13 protein-coding genes and 1 riboswitch are annotated in these 15,572 nt (G+C 58.0%); of the genes, 9 read left to right on the top strand and 4 right to left on the bottom strand.

Annotation, left to right across the window (positions count from 1 at the left end; all coding sequences use genetic code 11):
- Window positions 1–63 precede the first annotated feature (63 nt).
- Complete coding sequence (locus HMPREF2751_RS05255; RefSeq protein ID WP_088611596.1) at window positions 64–678, bottom strand: aa3-type cytochrome oxidase subunit III; 615 nt, start codon at window positions 676–678, stop codon at window positions 64–66.
- A gap of 537 nt (window positions 679–1,215) precedes the next feature.
- Here HMPREF2751_RS05255 and trpD point away from each other — a divergent pair.
- Window positions 1,216–2,283, top strand: a complete 1,068-nt coding sequence (trpD, locus tag HMPREF2751_RS05250; protein WP_049170243.1) for an anthranilate phosphoribosyltransferase — start codon at window positions 1,216–1,218, stop codon at window positions 2,281–2,283.
- Here trpD and HMPREF2751_RS05245 read toward each other — a convergent pair.
- The gene (locus HMPREF2751_RS05245) at window positions 2,280–3,869 is read right to left on the bottom strand and encodes a DEDD exonuclease domain-containing protein (RefSeq protein ID WP_049170245.1); all 1,590 of its coding nucleotides are present in this window, start codon (window positions 3,867–3,869) and stop codon (window positions 2,280–2,282) included. The genes trpD and HMPREF2751_RS05245 overlap by 4 nt on opposite strands.
- Window positions 3,870–4,282: 413 nt before the next feature.
- Window positions 4,283–4,425: riboswitch (cyclic di-AMP (ydaO/yuaA leader) on the top strand.
- Window positions 4,426–4,439: 14 nt separating this feature from the next.
- Here HMPREF2751_RS05245 and HMPREF2751_RS05240 point away from each other — a divergent pair.
- The 7 genes from HMPREF2751_RS05240 (at window position 4,440) to HMPREF2751_RS05210 (ending at window position 11,657) form a co-directional block, all read left to right on the top strand.
- On the top strand, window positions 4,440–5,018 hold the full coding sequence (locus HMPREF2751_RS05240) for a C40 family peptidase (protein ID WP_048731217.1): 579 nt from the start codon (window positions 4,440–4,442) through the stop codon (window positions 5,016–5,018).
- 346 nt (window positions 5,019–5,364) lie between these two features.
- Window positions 5,365–6,435, top strand: a complete 1,071-nt coding sequence (locus tag HMPREF2751_RS05235; protein WP_350309571.1) for an NlpC/P60 family protein — start codon at window positions 5,365–5,367, stop codon at window positions 6,433–6,435.
- A gap of 53 nt (window positions 6,436–6,488) precedes the next feature.
- Entirely contained in the window at window positions 6,489–7,643 is a 1,155-nt protein-coding gene (locus HMPREF2751_RS05230) for a glycosyltransferase family 4 protein (protein WP_049192937.1), read from the top strand.
- A 9-nt stretch (window positions 7,644–7,652) separates the two neighbouring features.
- On the top strand, window positions 7,653–8,666 hold the full coding sequence (locus HMPREF2751_RS05225) for an ROK family glucokinase (protein ID WP_070595622.1): 1,014 nt from the start codon (window positions 7,653–7,655) through the stop codon (window positions 8,664–8,666).
- A 102-nt stretch (window positions 8,667–8,768) separates the two neighbouring features.
- Entirely contained in the window at window positions 8,769–9,560 is a 792-nt protein-coding gene (locus HMPREF2751_RS05220; protein ID WP_070595620.1) for a lysophospholipid acyltransferase family protein, read from the top strand.
- Between the two features lie 151 nt (window positions 9,561–9,711).
- Window positions 9,712–10,203, top strand: coding sequence for a polyadenylate-specific 3'-exoribonuclease AS (locus HMPREF2751_RS05215; protein WP_048731205.1), 492 nt, complete (start codon window positions 9,712–9,714; stop codon window positions 10,201–10,203).
- Window positions 10,204–10,271: 68 nt separating this feature from the next.
- Complete coding sequence (locus tag HMPREF2751_RS05210; protein WP_049170253.1) at window positions 10,272–11,657, top strand: class II 3-deoxy-7-phosphoheptulonate synthase; 1,386 nt, start codon at window positions 10,272–10,274, stop codon at window positions 11,655–11,657.
- 71 nt (window positions 11,658–11,728) lie between these two features.
- Here the strand turns inward: HMPREF2751_RS05210 and HMPREF2751_RS05205 are convergent, their stop codons facing one another.
- Complete coding sequence (locus tag HMPREF2751_RS05205) at window positions 11,729–14,101, bottom strand: Stk1 family PASTA domain-containing Ser/Thr kinase (protein ID WP_070595618.1); 2,373 nt, start codon at window positions 14,099–14,101, stop codon at window positions 11,729–11,731.
- Between the two features lie 79 nt (window positions 14,102–14,180).
- On the opposite strand from HMPREF2751_RS05205, the gene HMPREF2751_RS05200 reads away from it, so the two are divergent.
- Window positions 14,181–14,555, top strand: coding sequence for an Rv2175c family DNA-binding protein (locus HMPREF2751_RS05200; RefSeq protein WP_070595616.1), 375 nt, complete (start codon window positions 14,181–14,183; stop codon window positions 14,553–14,555).
- 30 nt (window positions 14,556–14,585) lie between these two features.
- Here the strand turns inward: HMPREF2751_RS05200 and HMPREF2751_RS05195 are convergent, their stop codons facing one another.
- Complete coding sequence (locus tag HMPREF2751_RS05195; RefSeq protein WP_049170403.1) at window positions 14,586–15,566, bottom strand: phytoene/squalene synthase family protein; 981 nt, start codon at window positions 15,564–15,566, stop codon at window positions 14,586–14,588.
- Window positions 15,567–15,572 lie beyond the last annotated feature (6 nt).

The raw sequence follows: 15,572 nt of genomic DNA, 5'->3' as shown, positions 1-15,572 counted from the left end.
AAGACTGTTCGTGGAAAGTGGATGGGCTGTAGGCCGTACTAAACAAAGGACGGCCAATACGGCCTACTGGATGAAGTAGATGGTGATGAACAGGCCAATCCACACGACGTCGACGAAGTGCCAGTAGTACGAGACCACGATGGCAGCAGTGGCCTGTGCCGGGGTGAACTTCGCCTTGGAGGTACGGATAAGCACCACAACGAAAGCCAGCACACCCGCGAGGACGTGGGCTGCGTGGAATCCGGTGGTGATGAAGAAGACCGAACCGTAAATGGAGTTCTGAATGGTCAGACCGTGGCTAACCAGGGTGAAGTACTCGTAAGCCTGGCCGACGAGGAAGATTGCACCCAGGGCGGTAGACAGTGCGTACCACTTACGGAGTGCGAAAACGTCGCCACGCTCGGCCGCGAACACGCCCCACTGGGCAGTGAACGAAGACGACACTAGGATCACGGTGATCAATAGTGCGTACGGGACATTGAGGTGGCCGGTACCCCAATCCCACGAATCGCCCTGGCCGTTCGCGCGTGACACGAAGTACATCGCGAACAGACCGGCGAAGAACATTAATTCCTGAGACAGGAACACAATCGTGCCGACACTGACCATATTCGGTCGGTTCAGTGTCGCAGCACGACGTGGTGCTGTCATACCTTGATTTTCAACTGCGCTCGTCACAACTAACAGTATGTACTGTTCTTAAGGAGTAGTCACGTTGCAACCCCCGTTTTTGTATAAAAATTCCTAAAATCCCAGGTCGCGAGAAAAGGTTTCTGAGAATTTCACTAATTTTTCCCCCTGTTGGGAACTTTCCAGTGTCCTTATCCGACGCGGGTGAATTCGAGGGCTTTGTTGTGCCGAGGTGCGCGGTGTCCATCCCCCCTGGACTGCCAGGTTCACTTCCGGTGAACCTGGGTTTGCGATACTGCGGCATCAGCTGTCGGTTAGTTTATCGCAGGTTCGGCTCTATTTAATATCGTATTTTTCCAGTTGCCCCAATGGGGGTGAGATTTTCGGCGAACGCAAAAGGTGGACCTGGTGATGCGCTGGATATATGGGGGAGGTATCTTGTCTTATTACGTACATCACGGTGGGATTTTTCAAAAGCCCTGTGATGTGGTGCACCTGGTGGACCGGATAACCAGTAGTACCTAGGTGCAGTTGTATTAATACTGTACGGGTACAGACTTGACTATCTAGTGGAAGGGAGTGGCGATGAGCGAGATCGGCGATAAGAGGGCGGTCGAGAACTGGCGCCATGTTCTCTCCACGATTGGCGCTGGCCGCGAAGTTTCCGGTGAGGGCATTCGATTCGCCATGGATCAGATCATGTCTGGTGCTTCCGGAGACGTGCAGACCGCAACGTTTGCTTTCGGTCTCCTCGCCAAGGGGATTACGGCTGCCGAGCTCGATGCTGCGGCTGAAGGCATGCTTTCATTTGCCCGCCCAGTTCATGATCCACAGCTCGCCGGTGTTATTGAGCGTGGAGCAGTCGATATCGTCGGCACCGGTGGTGATGGCGCAAATACCGTCAACATCTCCACGATGTCCATGATTGTTATCGCTGCCAGTGGTGTGCCGGTGCTCAAGCACGGTAACCGCGCGGCTTCTTCGAAGTCGGGCGGAGCTGACATGCTGGAGGCCTTTGGCATCGACATTGAGAACGGTCTCGTTACTTCTCCGGAACATCCGGATTTCTACGTGCGCTTCCTCTTTGCCGCTCGCTTTCATCCGGCCATGCGCTTCGCTGGACCGGTGCGTAAGGAGCTAGCGGTTCCGACAGTCTTCAACCTGTTGGGGCCGCTGACGAATCCAGCACGCCCGCAGGCGAGCTTGATTGGCTGTGCCTTCGAAGATCAGATGGAGACGATGGCGGACACCTTCGCCCGCCGTGGTCAGCGCGCTTTGGTGGTTCGCGGAAGCGATGGTCTCGACGAGATTACCGTTACTGGTCCCACCAAGGTCTTTATTGTGGAAAACGGAGAAGTTGCCGAAGATGTCATCGATCCACATGACTATGGCATGGAGTACTCCGAAATTGACGCGCTGCGTGGCGGTGACCCCGCTTACAACGCTGATGTTGCACGTCGCATTTGGGCTGGCGAACTCGAAGGTCCGATTCGCGATGCAGTCATCCTTAACTCCGCTGCCGCGATCGCCATTTCGCGTGGTCTGAGTGGCCGTCCACTAAAGGAAGCTATGGCCGACTCCATTGAAGAGGTCAAGGAAACGCTCCAGTCGGGGCTGTGCCTGGACATCCTTACCGCGGCGATGAAGGGTTAAGGTTCGCGTCGCGCTTCACGACGTGCTTGCTGCGCGTCAATTGCCCACTGAAGGTATTTTCCTGCGCCTAACCTAGGGTAGGAATACTCGCCTCCGGTGGGCTTTATTCGTACCTCCGGGCGCTGCAGCCATTTCCAGATAATACTGAGTTCATCAATCGATGCTCCTTTATATAAGGAATCATCTGGAGTGACTGTTTGGGCTGAACTCTCCATGAGCTCGATGATGTAGTTCATTTCCGCGCCACGTGGTGCGGTGCTGGCGCCGGCCAACCTGCCGTAGCGAATTTCCGCTAGATGCCAGCCGCCATTGCCATCGGGGAAAGCGGCTTGCAGAGATGGGATGGCTGCAAGCATGCTCAGGCGCTGCTGCTTGTCCAAGCTGATAATGAACTCCGCGGCGCGGTCACGTTGCACTGCCGCGCGTTGGAAGCGGTGTGCTTCGGCAAGTGCTGATATCTCTGCAATCATGTCTGCGATCTCGTCTGCGCCGGTGGTGGAGATCTGAGCGGTTGTTATCGCAAAGTCGTCGTTAAGCGCGGAGAACCTGTCGCGGATGGCAGTAGCGGTGTCGCGCGTGCGGAAAGGACCTAGGCTGCGGGCGTCGGTGACTGCCCGGCTAATCTTGGCAGGCCGACCGGGGCTAGTGGGGACGATGTACCAGCCGCGGGTTGGTTCGGTGCGTTGTCGGTTGTAGGGCGGACGGAGTGCAGAGATCAGACGAGCCTCGCGAATTTCTGCAGCGAAGCCGTGCGGGCACTCGATGATCTCGACGCGTTCGGCTAGAGAGACCATTTCCGTAATCTTGCGACGAGAATCAGTACCGTTGAAATACTGCAGAAGTCTACGTCGCAAATCGAGAGCTGTACCTATATATAAGGGGTCGTCATTTCTTGACCGAAAAACATAGACACCAGGGGTGTGCGGAGCTCCATCGGCAAGGTGCCGTTTAGCACGAACCTCTGGAGCGACGGTGGGCGAGTAGTGCACTAGCTCGGACGCTGTTTGTACTTCATCGCCAGCTAGTCTCTCCACGAGGTAGTGAAGGACGTCGACGGTTGCGATTGCGTCGTCAAGCGCCCGGTGGGTGGGGCGATTCGGAGAACCGACGTACCGTGCGAGCTGTGAGAGCTTGAAACTGCCAACTTGTGAGCGGTCGAGGACGCGACGCGCCAACGTGAGGGTGTCTACGACACTGGGGCTCGGCCAATCTAGGCCCAAATCTGTGCAAGCCTGGCGGAGGAATCCAATATCGAACTTGGCATTATGCGCAACCCAGACGCTTCCCCGGGCAAATTCGAGGAACTGAGTAATAACTGTGCCGAGCTGTGGGGCGGTTTCAACATCGGCGGTAGTGATGCCGGTCAGAGATGTGATGTGGTCAGGGATCTCCATACCGGGGTCGATGAAGCTGGAAAAGGTGCCAATTGTCTTACCGCCACGGGTTTTGATGGCCCCAATTTCAATGATGTGGTCGTTTTTGGCCTTCAATCCGGTCGTTTCCAGGTCTACGACGACAAAGGTGGTGTTGAAAAGAGAATCATCGACGGTGCCTTCGAGAGGGAAGTGCTGTTGTCCTGAATCCACGTCAATAATCCTATGCTGAGCGCTCCTAGTGGTGTTAAAACTGTGAAACTTGAGCAAATTGAGCTGTTGCAAGCTGGAGTGTGACATAAAACACGTTTTGAGCCCGCGATAAAAATGTGTCGACTTTAAGGCATTAAGTGTAAAGTTCTCGGCGGACTTCAAAATGCCAGGTAGTGACACGTTTATCAAACTGTTATTATTCCGCTATAGGGGGAGTGTCTAGTTGTAACAGCTTGGTAACGGTTTAGTTCTATCGATGGTAACAACCGGGCCTCGAGCGGTTTTCTGGGCAAACGGCTAGACAAAACTTGATGCCATTTCGTAACCTTATCGAGACATTGAAACGGGGCCACTGAGTTGGTGCCGGTCATTGATAAGAAAACACAGAGCCTTATCGAAGGTCCTGAGGGTCTAAGTAGTGAGAGCCTCAGGGGATTCGAGCCGGGGACCCACCTCGAACCATGGGGTGAATCCCAAAGGGAAATCCCGGAGGGTAGGAAGTCTTCCATTCTTCCGAACCCGTCAGCTAACCCGGTCGGCTAAACAGGAAGATTTTGGAGTTTCAAAACAATGGGCAAGCACCACCGCCGTTCTAACTTTGCACGCAACGCAGTCGCATTTGGCGCAACTGTCGCCGGCGTTACCGCTCTCGCAGTTCCGACCGCTAACGCTAACCCGCTGAACGACATCCAGGGCGCACTGAACGGCTTCGATACCCCGCAGGTTGCAGGTATGCAGGATGTTGTTGGCAAGTTCAACGACATCGCAGGTGAGGTTACCTCCGGCAGCGTTGCAAACGTTGCAGCACCGTCCACTGGTTCGGCTATCGTCTCCGCTGCACGTTCCAAGATCGGTTCCCCGTATGTGTGGGGCGCTACCGGTCCGAACTCTTTCGACTGCTCCGGTCTGACCTCCTGGGCATACCAGCAGGTCGGTAAGTCGATCCCGCGTACCTCCCAGGCGCAGGCTTCCCAGGGTACCGCGGTCTCCAGCCCGGCACTGGGTGACATCGTTTCCTTCTACTCTGGCGCTACCCACGTCGGCATCTTCTCCGGCAACGGCAACGTGATTCACGCTCCGCAGTCCGGCGATGTCGTCAAGGAAGCTCCGATGAACTACATGCCGGTTCACAACTTCGTCCGCTTCTAATCTGTTTGAACGGATGACAACCTGCGGGGCCTTGATACCCCGCAGAGCCTTGGCTCTCTTTTTACCGAGGGGGCACTGAGGCGAGCGCCCGGGTGCTGACGCTATGCGCGTCGTAAAGCACTATAGGGGCGCTCGCCTCATTTTTTGTTTTTCTACTGCGGTTACGCAATGCGTGGAGTCGAAGGGCTATCCTGGTTACTCCCTTTGGATACCCCTTTGCGCTGGCGGTTTGTCGGTGTGTTGTTCCGCGGCAAGGCTGCTACAATTTGCTCGAATGCGTCAAGTGGTTTGATGTTTTGTTTTTCGGGGAAGAAATTTGAATACACAACTTGAAAAGGGTTTGGATTTGTCGCGTCACCGTGTCTCTCGTCGTCGCCACAACTCTCGTCGCGGTGTAGTAGGGCTTACGGTCGTGACTGGGCTAACCTTTGGCGCCGTAGGTTTGGCGCCGATTGCCTCTGCACAGGATGAACAGCCAGCCCCGGATCTGGCTACTGCAGACGGCATTATTGCAGAGCTGGAGAAGATTTCTCGGGATACCGAAGCGGTTTCTGAGGAAGTTACCGAGCTGGATTCCCAGGTTCAGGCCAAGGAAGAGGAACTCCGGCACGCCGAGGGGGAGCTGAAGCACTCTGAGGATCAGGTTCTCCGAGCACAGGATGACCTCAAGGCGCTCTCTGGTGAGATTTCTTACTTCGCGAAGAAGCGGATGCGTGGTGAAATCGTCGACCCATTGTCGGCCGCCCTGGGATCTGCCAGTGCTCAGGACGCTATCGACCGTGCCGGTTACATCAACAAGATGTTCCGCGACAACGATGAAGTTGTCAGCCGTGCGGTGCAAGCCCGCAAGGATGCCGAGGATGGTAAGGCCAATGCGCTGCGTCTGCAGGACGATATCCGCAAGCAGCTCGATGACCTGGCCAAGCGCCGCGATGATTTGGACAAGCGCAGCGCCGAATTTGATGAGCGCGCCGAGCATGTCAAGTCCATGGTTGAATCGCTGAGCCCCGAACAGCGGGAAATTTGGATTTCCAAGAACAACCCAATTACCGAAGGGTTGGACAAACTGCTCGGATCTTCCGCCGCAGTTGATGCCGCTCTGTCGAAGCTGGGCTCCCCGTACTCGTGGGGAGCTGCTGGTCCCTCTGAGTTCGATTGCTCGGGTCTGATGTACTGGGCGTACCAGCAGATTGGTAAGTCCATCCCGCGGACCTCGCAGGCGCAGCTCGCCGGTGGTACTCCGGTGAGCCGCGACCAGCTGCAGCCGGGCGACATCATCGGTTACTACCCGGGAATCACGCACGTGGGCATGTACATCGGCAATGGTCAGATTGTCCATGCTTCCGACTACGGTATTCCAGTCCAGGTCGTTTCCATCGACCAGGGGGGCCCGTACCAAGGCGCTGTCCGCTTCTAACTAGCGGCAGGTGACCTCGCGTCCTTTTAGTCAAGGTAGATAAACTCGGCTCCATGTCTGCGCGCGTACTGCTCATTACGAATGACTTCCCGCCTCGCGATGGTGGAATCGAGTCCTACCTGCGTGATTTCTGTGCTCGTTTGGATCCGGAGAACCTCGTAGTCCTCGCGTCCTCGCGAGCTCCGAAGGAAAAGCTCCGCGCCTACGACGAGTCGCTACCGTACCGTGTTTACCGCATGCGTGATTCCGTGCTGCTGCCACTGCCGCACGTAGCTCGTCGCGCCGCTCAGATTATTCGCACCGAACGCATTGACACCGTATGGTTTGGTGCCGCCGCGCCACTTGGTTTGCTTGCCGACGCATGCCGTCGCGCAGGTGCCACCCGCATCGTTGCTACCACTCACGGACATGAAGTGGGCTGGTCGATGCTGCCATTGGCCCGCCAGATGCTGAGGCGCATTGGTAAGAGCTCCGATGTTGTGACCTATATTTCCCGCTACACCCGTGGTCGATTTGCGGCAGCCTTTGGTCCGCAAACAGCATTTGAACGCCTGCCTTCCGGTGTCGATATCGAGCGATTTTCTCCGGACCCCGAGGCGGGACAGAAGATCCGGCAGCACCACGGAATCGGTGAGTCTCAGCCGCTTATCGTCTGTATTTCTCGGCTAGTGCGCCGAAAAGGCCAAGATATGCTGATTCGCAGCATGCCTAAGGTTCTTGAGCAGCACCCGGATGCCAGGTTGCTGATCGTGGGTGTTGGTCCGTTGAACCGAGAATTGAAAAAGCTGGCAGTAAAGCTCGGGGTCTCCGAGCAGGTCATTTTTGCCGGCAAGGTCTCTTATGATGACCTCCCCGCCTATTACAATGCGGCCAGCATTTTTGCCATGCCCGCCCGAACCCGCGGACGTGGCCTCGATGTAGAAGGCCTCGGCATTGTCTACTTGGAAGCACAGGCCTGCGGTGTCCCTGTCATAGCTGGCAAGTCTGGTGGCGCCCCGGAGACAGTTATCGATGGCGAAACTGGCATCGTTGTCGACGGGGCCTCGAAGCGCAGCGTCGCCACCGGGCTGGTTGAGATTTTGGATAATCCGGAGCGCGCGGCGGCGATGGGAGCCTGTGGTCGGGAGCATGTTGTGCAGTCGTGGACCTGGGAGGTCATGGCTGCTCGGGCTCGCCGAATTCTCCGAACCTGCGCAATCCCTTTATAATCAACTATTATGTCCACCGATATTCCGATTCATCCGAGCTCAGACGAGTCCGACGCCGCTGATCGCCCGGCTATCGGTTTTGATATTGGTGGAACAAACCTGCGCGCTGCAGTGGTCAGCGCTGATGGGCAGGTGCTGTATCGAGTTCAGACTAGTTCTGACGGCAGTGTGGATGCCATTGAACGTGGCATTGTCCAGACATCCGAGCGCTTGGTTGAACGCTTTCCAGATGTCAGCGCCATCGGTTTAGCTGTAGCTGGTTTTTTGGATTCTGACCGCCAGACGGTTCGTTTTGCCCCGCATCTGCCGTGGCGCGATGCGAACGTCGTCAAGCGTTTATCCTTGCTTCTCCCATGTCCGCTGCAGCTTGAGCACGATGCCAACTCGGCCGCCTGGGGTGAGTATCGCTTTGGTGCGGCTCGCGGTGCGGATAATTGGGTGCTGTTTGCGCTGGGTACGGGAATCGGCGGCGCGATGATGCAGGGTGGTGAGATTTACCGTGGCGCGTACGGCACGGCGCCGGAATTCGGCCACCTCACCGTTGTGCCGGATGGTCGACCTTGCTCCTGCGGAAAGCGTGGTTGCTTGGAGCGTTACTGCTCGGGTACGGCGTTGGTTACCACCGCTCAGGAACTCTCTGAATCCGGTCGCTACTTCTCGCGGCTTACCGACGGACTCGTGGCCGGCTCGGTAACTGGTACCGATGTCGTCTCGGCTGCTCGCCAGGGGGATGAATTGGCTCTAGCTGCGATTGATGACTTTGCTACCTGGCTGGGGCGTGGCCTGTCGATGGTGGGCGATGTCTTTGATCCGGAATTGATTGTTATCGGTGGCGGTGTTGCCTCGGCGTCTGATCTATACCTGGACAAGGCCAAGGCCGAGTTTGCCCGCAATCTCACCGGCGCTGGCTATCGTCCGGTAGCGGATGTGCGGGTCGCTGAACTAGGTGCGGATGCTGGGTTGATCGGTGCGGCGGATATTGCGCGCAGCGTTGTGGCTGCCGAGGGCGCGGCATCGTCGTAAAGCGTCAATTGGGGGATTGCAGGGGAATTCGCCCGCGAAAAGGTGGGGGAATGGCTGCGGAGATGGATCGTCGGACCACCTGAACCTGTATAGTTTTAAACTGTGAATAATCGCTGGTACAAGTTCTTTAAGTACATCCTCATTGGCCCTTGGCTGCGGATCTATAATCGCCCGTACTACATCGGTGGTGAGAAGATTCCTCAGGAAGGTCCAGCGCTGATGGCGTCGAACCACCTTGCTGTGATGGATCACTTTTTCTTCCCACTGGTCTGCCGTCGTCAGCTGACGTTCCTGGCGAAGGCGGAGTACTTCACCACGCCGGGCTTTGTCGGCGGTATCCAGAAGTTCTTCTTCTCCTCGGTGGGGCAGGTGCCGATTGACCGTACCTCTGGTGATGCAGCTCGCGATGCGCTGAACGCCGGCTTGAAGGTGCTGTCACGCGGTGACCTGCTGGGCATTTCCTTGGAAGGCACCCGTAGTCCGGATGGTCGACTGTACCGCGGTAAAACCGGTGCGGCACGTGTAGCGCTGGAGTCCGGTGTGCCGGTGTTCCCAATGGCGATGATTGATACGGAGAAGGCCAACCCGATTGGTTCGTGGATTCCTCGTCCGGTGAAGGTCGGAACGATTATCGGCGATCCGATTGATCCGTCGGAGTACAAAGCCAAGTACAGCGATGAGTATGAAGCGGCCAGGGCACTGACGGATGACCTGATTAAGGAAATTCAGAAGCTTTCGGGCCAGGAATATGTCGATGCTTACGCGACTGAGGTGAAGAAGTCCTTGGAGGCCGGCACCGGCTATCCAGCGGGAACCGAGCCGGGTGGAGAGCTGACCACTCCGGCTCCGGGGCCGAAGCCGACCCCTCGTCGCTGGTTTCGACGCGCTCGCTAGAATAATTAGGCGCAGATAGTTTTCGCGACAGTGGGGCTGCACACTTCCTATGGCGATTCGGTGCATGGGTAAGATTTGCTCGGTAGGGCTCCACGGTCTTTTGGTCGCGAGGTAGCCGACGCGAGGCCGAGGCTGGAGAGGATTCCACACCGTGCGTTATTTTTATGACACCGAGTTTATTGAAGACGGCAAGACTATTGATCTTGTCTCCATCGGTGTCGTAGCTGAGGATGGCCGCGAGTACTACGCGGTGTCTACCGAGTTCAATGAGAGCAAGGCCGGGCCGTGGGTTCGGACCAATGTGCTCAATCAGCTGCCCAACCCCTCATCTCCGCTGTGGAAGAACCGGGACACGATCCGCGAGGAACTGCTGGCATTTTTCACCGAACCCGGTACGGGCAGCCCAGAGCTGTGGGCCTGGGTAGGTGCCTACGACCACATTGCGTTGGTGCAGCTTTGGGGCGATATGACCAAGTTGCCGCAGTTTATGCCGCGCTATACCCGTGAACTCAAGCAGTACTGGGAGATGGCGGGTAAGCCACGGTTGCCAAAACAGACTGCAGGTAAGCACGACGCGCTGGCAGATGCCCAGCACAATCTGCTGAAGTTTCAAAAGATTGCACAGAAATTGCCGCTCGATTAAGCAGCGGAATTCGAATATTTGGTGACCTGACTAACACCCTTCTAGCAGGGGCACTACAATGAACTTCTGTGAGTTGGACTATTGATCTCCCTGTAGATGACCTGCCCGATCTGCCTCCGCTTCCCGGCGACATGGCTGAGCGCTTTGCTGATGTCGTATCCCGCCAAGCCCTACAGCAGCCAAGCTGGGATGCCCGCGCCGCTGCAAACGTGCGTCGCATTCTCGAATCGGTGCCGCCAATTGTGGTCGCGCCTGAGGTTCGTAAGCTTCGTCAGGAGCTTGCCGACGTCGCTAATGGTAAGGCCTTCCTGTTGCAGGGCGGTGATTGTGCGGAGACCTTTGAGTCCAATACTGAGCCGCACATCCGCGCCAATGTGAAGACCTTGCTGCAGATGGCCGTTGTGCTGACCTACGGCGCATCCACCCCGGTCGTAAAGATGGCTCGTATCGCTGGTCAGTACGCCAAGCCGCGCTCGAAGGACATCGACGGCGACGGTTTGCTCAGCTACCGCGGTGACATGGTCAACGGCGTTGAGCCGACCGAAGAAGCTCGAGTTCACGACCCAGCTCGAATGGTGCGTGCCTACGCCAATGCCTCCGCGGCGATGAACCTGGTACGTGCACTGACAGGTTCGGGCACCGCTGACCTGCACCGTCTGCACGAGTGGAACCGTGAGTTCGTCAGCAACTCGCCGGCTGGCGCCCGCTACGAGGACCTGGCACGCGAGATTGACCACGCACTGCAGTTCATGGCTGCCTGTGGTGTTGCGGACTCGAACCTGCAGACCGCGCAGATTTACTGCTCGCATGAGGCGCTGGTTGTTGACTACGAGCGCGCTATGCTGCGCCTTTCTGAAAACGATGGCAGCCAGGAGCTGTTCAACCTCTCCGCGCATCAGCTGTGGATTGGTGAGCGCACCCGTGGCATTGAGGATTTCCACATCAACCTGGCTGCCATGATTGGCAACCCCGTCGGTGTGAAGATTGGCCCGACCACCACGCCGGAGGAGGCTGTCGCTTACGCCGACAAGCTCGACCCGTTCTTCCAGCCTGGTCGCCTGACCCTGACTTCGCGTCTGGGCAATGACAAGGTTCGCTCCGTGCTGCCTCCCATCGTTGAGGCTGTGGAAGCTTCTGGTCACAAGGTCATTTGGCAGTGCGACCCGATGCACGGCAACACTTACTCGGCCTCCAATGGTTACAAGACCCGCCATTTCGACCGCATTGTCGACGAGGTTCAGGGCTTCTTCGAGGTGCACCGCTCGATCGGTTCGCACCCGGGCGGTATCCACGTGGAGCTGACCGGCGAAGATGTCACTGAGTGCCTCGGTGGCGCGCAGGACATTTCCGATGTCGACCTGCCAGGCCGTTACGCATCCGCTTGTGACCCGCGTTTGAACACTCAGCAGTCGCTGGAGCTGGCCTTCCTGGTTGCCGAGATGCTGCGCAACTAGTTGCATCCAGCTCAGCTAGGTACAACTAGCCCAGCTAGTGCACCGCCGCACTCATTAGCGCGCCGCACTTTTTACAGAGTGCTGACCGAAATGCTGTCACCCGCCGTGGCCTTAGCGCCCGGTCGGGGTGACTGCAATACGATGCGATCGTCCTCGTTCGCAGAGCCGTCGATGTCGAGCTGAAGATGCTGTTTCTCCGCTTCACGACGTGCCTGTGCAACAGTTTTACCCAGCAGCTGCGGAACCTTCACTGCTCTGGATACGGTCAGCGTGACAGTCGCATCATTGGGGTTAACCAGACGACCCGCACTCGGTGAGACTGCGTCGACACGGCCGTAGTCGCGCGAGGAGGAGGACGCGTCCTTTACTTCGCTTACCTCAATGCCCTCGCGCTGCAGAATTTGGCGAGCAGTATCCTCCGACTTGCCCACTACATTGGGCACTTCGATGCCGTTGTTAATGGTCAACGTCACAGAACTACCGCGTTCGAGGCCAGTGCCTTCCTCAGGAGACACGGAAAGAACCTCTTCCGGCTCAGCAGAGGAGGAGAACTCCGCCGATACTTCTCGGACCTCCAGCCCGGCCTTGCTCAACAGCTCACGAGCTTCATCCTCTTGAAGCCCCACGATCTTTGGCACCTTCACCGGTGCTGGCCCCTTGGAGTAATGCACAGTCACAACTGAGCCAACCTCGACGGTCTGTCCTGGAGCAGGAACCGCAAAGACCAAGCCGCCGGTGGAGACATCATCGGAAAAGACGGGGTCTCCGACCTCTTCTTTCAACGTCCGCTTAGCTAGGGCAGCGCTGAACACTTCCTTTGAGTGGTTCGCGGGATATGCGGGCACAGTCGGGCGGCCGAGACTGACCAGTACGCGAACATCATCACCGCGGACAACCCGCGCTCCAGCCAGGGGGTCCGAGCCAATAATCTGGGACACTGCGACATCGTTGTCGTAGCGCTCATCAACCACCGGTTCAAAGCCCGCCTCACTGATTGCGGTCATCGCCTGTGGTTGCGACAGCCCAGTGATAGAGGGCACTTCGCCATAACGGCCAGAGCCCAGCCACCACGCGCCAAGCCCCATGCCCAACGTGGCAACCAGGGCGATAATCAGCCACAATGCACATCCACGGCGCGTCCGCTGTCGGGTAGCTCGACGGCTCTTAGGCGTCTGAGTCTGAGCAGATCGCGGCTGCGGATGCTGTGGGTGCTGTGGACCCCGAGTGTCCGGCGGCAGCGGATATTCCGGAGCGCCTGGAACGTCGGCTGGTACGAGAGCTCCACCAGACGGCTCCGGGGATTCCCAGCCGGTGGGGTTGTACTCGTCATAGCGATCGAAAGTGCGTGTCCGCCCCGCATCCGGGTCGTCGAAATCATCGAAAACGTTTGGTGGTCCCGGTGGTCGGGAAGAAACGGGGCTACCGGGTGCGTCCGTCGAGAAGCCATAGCCGTCGTGACCGAAGCGCTCGGGTGCCGTCTCTGAGGTGCCGTGTCTGTCATCGAAATGGTCGTTGCCTGGTCGGTGGAAGTCCTCTGTGAGCCCCTCCATGGCGGCAGCGTTGGCGGCTGCTGAATTGACGGGCGACGGCACGCGGAATGGTGGCAGCGCGAGTTTGTCCGCAATGTCTTCGAGTGCGTCACCGAATTCCTCGGCCGTTTCAAACCGATCCTCCGGCCTGCGGGAACAAGCGCGGGCGACCAACTCGTCGAACTCCTCGGGAACGCCGTCGATGAGCTCCGAGGGGGGCGGGACATCTTCGTTCAATCGCTTCATGGCAACGCCCAGCGAAGAATCGGCGATGAATGGAGTGGTGCCGGTAAGCAGCTCAAAGAGCAAAATACCCGCCGCATACACATCGGAGGCAGGGGAGATGGATTCACCCGTGACCTGCTCCGGAGCCAGATAAGCGACGGTGCCGACGATGACCGAGTTAGAGGTCACCTTGGCATCAGCGGCCGCGCGCACTAGACCGAAGTCCGCCAGCTTCACTCGCCCGTCCGAGGCAATCAGCACATTTTCCGGCTTGATATCGCGGTGCACCATGCCGCGGGAATGCGCCACCGATAGGGCGCGCAGAACCGAGCGCATTACGACGGCAGCTGCATGCGGAGGCATCGGACCGCGCTGACGGAGCAGTTCGCGGAGGGTCCCACCGTCGACGAATTCCATAATGAGGAAAACATGCCCCGCCGGGTCCGTGCCCTGGTCGTAGACGTTGACGAGCGACTCGTCATTGAGGTGCGCGACCGCGCGGGCCTCACGTTCGAAGCGGATGCGGAAAGACTCGTCGTCGACAAAACGCGGATCCATGACCTTTGCGGCCACCCTGCGATCGAGCCGCAAATCGGTGGCGCAGTACACGGTGCTCATGCCACCGTGTGCGATGGTGGCTCCGATGCGGTAGCGACCATCGAGAATCTGCCCCTCGACAAGCTGCGACATAAACCAGCCTTCCCTGTTCCAATCAGTTGCTTCTAATAAGTATATGGGGACGTACCTACTGCAAGGCCAACGCGCTAAAGTGACCAGTGTGAGAAAGATTCCAACTTGCCACGATGTCCTGAGCGCCGACGAACCCACTCTTGCGCTGCCCGATGCCGCTGACCTCATTGGCGTCACCGTCACCCGAATTCACGCGTTGCTGCAGGAGGGTCGCCTTATTGCAGTCCACCGCGACGGCATTGCACAAATTCCCGCCCTCTTCTTTGAAGATGATGAGGTCGCGCGTTTTGTACCTGGCGCACTCGCATTGCTTGCCGACGGCGGCTACACGCGAGAAGAAACGCTGGAGTGGCTATTCACCGAAGATGAATCTCTGCCTGGACGTCCGGTGGACGCCCTGCACGGTCACCTTGCACGCGAAGTAATGCGTCGCGCACAGGCTATGGCGTTGTAAAGACCCGGACGGCGTCCTACGCCCGCCGTCCTACGCCCGCGATAGCTCCTGTCGTAATCGCCCGGCCACTGCTGTGAAAAGCAGCGGGAGGGCGATTTTTGCTTTTCGAGCGCGTCCCACTTGAGCGCGTTGCGCAAAGACGTTGTAGTTCATGCGCTCAATTTCGCCGAGAATGTCTGAGTAGAGAATCTCCGCGGCACGGATAGCCTGACGCCCTGGCACCTCTAACATGTCCACGCCGCTGCTGGCTTCGGCATAGAGGGCGCGGTTGCGAGCGATGAAGAAGGCCAATGCCTGACGTACCGCCGGGGTCGTCTGTCCCGTGGCGGCACAGTAGCCGATCTCCTCGGTACCCACTCCGAAGGCCTCCCACTCATTCAGTGGTAGGTAAATACGGCCACGGCGAAAATCCTCGGCGATGTCGCGGAGGAAATTTGTCACCTGAAAGGCTTTTCCCAGGAGCTCTGCGTAGGGAGTGGCTTCCTCACGGGAGACCCCTGTGCGGGTGCCTAGGATGGGCATCATCTCAAGGCCGATGACTGCTGCGGAGCCCCACATATACGAGTCGAGTTGCTCCCATGTTTCAAAATGCGCAATGTGGCACGATGTGTCGGGCACGTCCATCAACATGGAGTGAACAAAGTCCGCAGAGAGCTGTGGATCGATGTCGTAGTCGCGAAAAGTCTGTGCGGCCGCCGAGATGACGGCACGGTCGCGGTCGCGGTGGACGTCGTCAAGCGAACCGATGACGACAGCTGAGTGGAAAAGCTCGCTTAAACGTGTGACCGTGGCTTCGATGTGCGTGGGGGAGCGGTCGGCGTCGGCGGGGCAGTCGACGTAGTCATCGACGATGCGTGCCCAGGCGTAGAGAGACCACACCGCACGCTGTTGGCGGGGTGCCAATAGTCGCGTGGCCAGGGAATACGTGCGACCGTGGGAGGCCATAATATCGCGGCAGAGCTCGTAGGATTGTGGCAGCGCGATGGTCGAGAGAGGCTGTGGGGTGGGCATGGACAA

The sequence above is a fragment of the Corynebacterium sp. HMSC063G05 genome (assembly GCF_001810555.1).
Classification (GTDB): domain Bacteria; phylum Actinomycetota; class Actinomycetes; order Mycobacteriales; family Mycobacteriaceae; genus Corynebacterium; species Corynebacterium jeikeium_D.
This window is presented reverse-complemented; position numbering and strand designations above follow the sequence as displayed.

What these genes read in the sequence shown, in the direction of transcription:
- HMPREF2751_RS05205 (WP_070595618.1), bottom strand. Translation starts at nt 14,101, where the DNA reads ATGTCGCAGCTTGTCGAGGGGCAGATTCTCGATGGTCGCTACCGCATC.
- HMPREF2751_RS05230 (WP_049192937.1), top strand. Translation starts at nt 6,489, where the DNA reads ATGTCTGCGCGCGTACTGCTCATTACGAATGACTTCCCGCCTCGCGAT.
- HMPREF2751_RS05225 (WP_070595622.1), top strand. Translation starts at nt 7,653, where the DNA reads ATGTCCACCGATATTCCGATTCATCCGAGCTCAGACGAGTCCGACGCC.
- trpD (WP_049170243.1), top strand. Translation starts at nt 1,216, where the DNA reads ATGAGCGAGATCGGCGATAAGAGGGCGGTCGAGAACTGGCGCCATGTT.
- HMPREF2751_RS05195 (WP_049170403.1), bottom strand. Translation starts at nt 15,566, where the DNA reads ATGCCCACCCCACAGCCTCTCTCGACCATCGCGCTGCCACAATCCTAC.
- HMPREF2751_RS05240 (WP_048731217.1), top strand. Translation starts at nt 4,440, where the DNA reads ATGGGCAAGCACCACCGCCGTTCTAACTTTGCACGCAACGCAGTCGCA.